At 58.9% G+C, this 3,300-nt stretch carries 5 protein-coding genes; 3 read left to right on the forward strand and 2 right to left on the reverse strand.

What is annotated here, in order from left to right:
* The first annotated feature begins 1,355 nt into the window (after positions 1-1,355).
* A complete protein-coding gene (locus BMY25_RS20255; protein WP_092500080.1) occupies positions 1,356-1,604 on the forward strand; it encodes a helix-turn-helix domain-containing protein in 249 nt (82 codons plus the stop codon).
* A 76-nt stretch (positions 1,605-1,680) separates the two neighbouring features.
* On the opposite strand, the gene BMY25_RS20990 is transcribed toward BMY25_RS20255, so the two are convergent.
* Positions 1,681-2,082 (reverse strand): hypothetical protein, encoded by a 402-nt coding sequence (locus BMY25_RS20990; RefSeq protein ID WP_177176973.1) that lies wholly within the window; start codon positions 2,080-2,082, stop codon positions 1,681-1,683.
* Between BMY25_RS20990 and BMY25_RS21505 the strand changes: the two genes are divergently transcribed.
* Positions 2,071-2,502, forward strand: a complete 432-nt coding sequence (locus BMY25_RS21505) for a helix-turn-helix domain-containing protein (protein WP_428976992.1) — start codon at positions 2,071-2,073, stop codon at positions 2,500-2,502. The genes BMY25_RS20990 and BMY25_RS21505 overlap by 12 nt on opposite strands.
* On the opposite strand, the gene BMY25_RS20270 is transcribed toward BMY25_RS21505, so the two are convergent.
* On the reverse strand, positions 2,496-2,693 hold the full coding sequence (locus BMY25_RS20270) for a hypothetical protein (protein ID WP_143062085.1): 198 nt from the start codon (positions 2,691-2,693) through the stop codon (positions 2,496-2,498). The genes BMY25_RS21505 and BMY25_RS20270 overlap by 7 nt on opposite strands.
* Before the next feature lie 304 nt (positions 2,694-2,997).
* On the opposite strand from BMY25_RS20270, the gene BMY25_RS20275 reads away from it, so the two are divergent.
* A partial coding sequence (locus BMY25_RS20275) for a DUF3761 domain-containing protein (RefSeq protein WP_092500088.1) occupies positions 2,998-3,300 on the forward strand: 303 nt, incomplete at its 3' end.

The raw sequence follows: 3,300 nt of genomic DNA on the forward strand, positions 1-3,300 counted from the left end.
TCGAGCTGATGAAACGCTCAGGAGACGGTGCGACAGCCTGAGCAGCACCCCCGGAAATCCTCCAGCCGGGCGGTCCAAACTCGGGGAGCACGTCAGCACCCCCGGAAATCCTCCAGCCGGGCGGTCCAAACTCGGGGAGCACGTCAGTGGCGCCGCCGCCGTAGTTCAGGCCGGCGCCGTTTGATGGTTTCAGTCTCCGGCTGGACTGCCACCGCCGGATCAATCCCATCAACGCACGTGACAAAAGCAGACGAGCGTACGAGATCGTCGAACACCCGAATCTCACAACATTCGCGCCATTGTCAGGAGCCACTAAGAAGACGGCCGGCAGAAAGTCTCTTGCGATAGACGACGGCTCCCGAGTGACTAAGAAGGACAATGGCGCCTAACAGAGCGTCAAGATCGGTGTAAACCTTCGGCTCAGCTCGAAAGTCTGATTATCTCGCAACATGGCTGGCGGGAAGAGTTGACCGATGGCGAAATCGTCAAGGTGACGAGCTGCGCACGGACGACATCGCCGAGATCCGGAGCTGTTCGACCGGGAGTGCGATCGTTCCTGTGGCCGCCCTATGCTTTGAAGAGAACGGCTGAAGAACAGAAGTCGCAGAGGCTGGACACAGGCGGTTTTCTAAGGCAAGGGCTCTGAAGCGCTTCTAGCGATAGGCCGGCTTAGCTCAGTTGGTAGAGCACCTGATTTGTAACCGGAAGGTTTCCACGGCCGATCAGTGACTTAGCCGTAAACGGCCCGAAGTCGACCGCTTGCGTTTTCAATGACTTACGCGAGGCGAAGTAAACGGACCGAGACCCACTTTTGGTCCGGATCGACAACCGCTACATACCGAGCGCGACAGCAGCGGGGGCCGCTGAGCGACGTTCTGAAACGTCGCCCGTCATGGCGATCCTGCAAGCTGGTGTCCTCGCGTCATGAAAAGCCGCCGAACTCGCCAGTGCTCCAGATTAGGAATCTTGTCGGATCACCTGAACTGCAAAATGATTCCTGCAAACTTCCCTCCCAGGGGGCTTAGCGACATCAACGCCTTAGGAAAGGTTTGCAAACCGCCGGGGAACATCGACGGAGCTGCTGTTACCGCCGGTCAAACTGCTCATGGCCGTGGGATTGCACGTCAGGTGCTCACTGAGCAGAACGTGCTCACACTTGGCTGAGCGTCAACTCATCAGCGATTCGATCAAGGGCGACGTCAACTCACTGCACGTATAGCTCATCGCCGAGGCTGAGGGCTGAGCTCTCGCTCAAGCGTGCAGCCGAGCCTCTTTTGTGCCGCTCTGCCCTTGAAGTCACTCGGATACGAAGATACTCCGCCCATCCGTATGCCGATCCAAGGAGGGGGGAATCCATGCCGGACAGGTTGACCACGAGATCCGTGGGAGAGGACGATCGTCATATCGGCGGAAAGGTGCGAGACAAGCGGCGGGAACTCGGGATTTCGCTCCAGGACCTGGCTGAGATGCTGGAGATCAGCCCGCAGCAGATCCAGAAGTACGAAACCGGTCAGAACCGCCTTTCAGCCTCTCGCCTGTCCCAGATCGCGACAGCCCTGAAAACCTCGCTGTGCTTCTTCGTGCCACCTCGGACGCCCTGCTGAATTCAGTCCAGCAGCCGCACGACTGATTCCGTGATGCTGCTGGTTTGAAGAGAGAAGGCTGCCGGAGAACGGCCGCCTAACACTCAGGTAACAGTCGGCAGAGCGGCAACGTCTCTGACTCCGGCGTGCCGCCCAGGTGCCGGAAGATCGTGCGCTCGAGCGCGACGCGGTCCGGCCGCGATCCGCAGCGCCCGCACCGAAGGCGCTGCACGATATCGGCGAGGCTCCGGTAAGGCGATCGGCGCCAGACTTCGTTGAAGGGCAGCTCGACCAACAGTCGACACTTCGGGCAGCTCACCAGGAATCGGGTCCAGCCCGCAAGCTCCGCCTCGCCCAGCGTTTTCGGTGTCTCACCCACATCCATCCCGGCATCATGCACGGGAACGGAAGAAGAACAAGCACTGGCATGCGTCTTGCCGGTCAGTTGACGAAAGCACCGGGCGGCAACAATCGGCAACCCTCCGAGATGCTTCGTCACAGGGCTGCAGCTTCCCTTTCGAGCCCAATTGATGTTTCTACTGGCGGTAGAAGCGGGAGCGAAGGAGCACCGAGATTGGGCGAGCGAGCCAAGTGGGTAGACGGCTACATCGGAGCAAGGCTTCGTGCCTATCGAGAGTCGTCCGGTCTGACCCGAGAGGAGCTCGCAGAGGATGTAGGGATCGCGGTTTGCCGCCTCATCGAATGCGAAGACGGAAGCGCACGTGCCGGCGCTGCTCTCTTGGTTAGGATGGCTGAAGCGTTCCGGATCAACCCCGATCGCTTCTTCCCGCCCTCCGAGCCGCTCCGGTCGGAACTGCCCGATCTCCCTGTACCGAGGCAAAAAGAACGCTCGGCACTGAGAGGAGAAACCTCACGCGCTTCTGCGGCGATTTCCCAAGGTCTCAAGAGAACTCACTGACGTTGATGGGTGTTTTCCTGGGCGAGGAAAAGGGCTTCCTCCGGGTAATCTCCCCCAAGCACATTCACTTCTTGGGCAAGGCTTTGGAGAAGTTCCGAGGCCACTCGGATGATGTCCCAGCGGTACTGGGACAACTCGTCCTTTTTGTTCTCCTCGATGATCTCGACCAATGCCGGATCCGACTCGATCATGGTGATCCAGGCACGGATTACAGCTCGCTCTCGCACCGTCTTCGCGTCGGATTCCAGATATCGCAGGTGGGTTCTAATCAACTCTGTCGGCAAGACACGGCTCCAGCATAGATCGTATGTACGCTCTGCCAGAATCCTATCTGTTGGAAGCCACACCACTCTGTTTCAGATCAATTGGTCAAAAAATTTAACTCATGTGGGAGTTTCGCCACGAAACTGAAAAAATAGGCGGCCCCAACTATCCGGCTGAGTCTTGCCGGACCTCGCCCGACGCCTAGATTTCTGATGTTTCAGGAGGATCCCGATGCGTTTTCTGGCTGTCGCTCTCACTTCGCTCGCCCTCGCGGCCGGCGCTCCAGTCGTTGCAAATGCCCAGACCGCGAACAACGATCACATGAAGGCCTGCGCCTCTCAGTGGAACGAAATGAAGGCCAAGGGAACAACGAAGGGCCAGAGCTACCGTGACTTTTCGAAGTCATGCCTGTCCGGCGCGAGCCAAGTTCCCGCCGGTTCAACAGCTCAATGCAAGGATGGCAGCTACATCCAGACCGCCACTCATCAGGGCGCCTGCTCTCGTCATGGTGGCGTGGCCAAGTGGCTCGACGGG

Source organism: Faunimonas pinastri (genome assembly GCF_900110915.1).
GTDB lineage: Bacteria > Pseudomonadota > Alphaproteobacteria > Rhizobiales > Afifellaceae > Faunimonas > Faunimonas pinastri.

Excerpts from the sequence above, each read along its gene's own strand:
- BMY25_RS21505 (WP_428976992.1), top strand. The coding sequence starts at position 2,071 with ATGCTTCGTCACAGGGCTGCAGCTTCCCTTTCGAGCCCAATTGATGTT.
- BMY25_RS20270 (WP_143062085.1), bottom strand. The coding sequence starts at position 2,693 with ATGATCGAGTCGGATCCGGCATTGGTCGAGATCATCGAGGAGAACAAA.
- BMY25_RS20255 (WP_092500080.1), top strand. The coding sequence starts at position 1,356 with ATGCCGGACAGGTTGACCACGAGATCCGTGGGAGAGGACGATCGTCAT.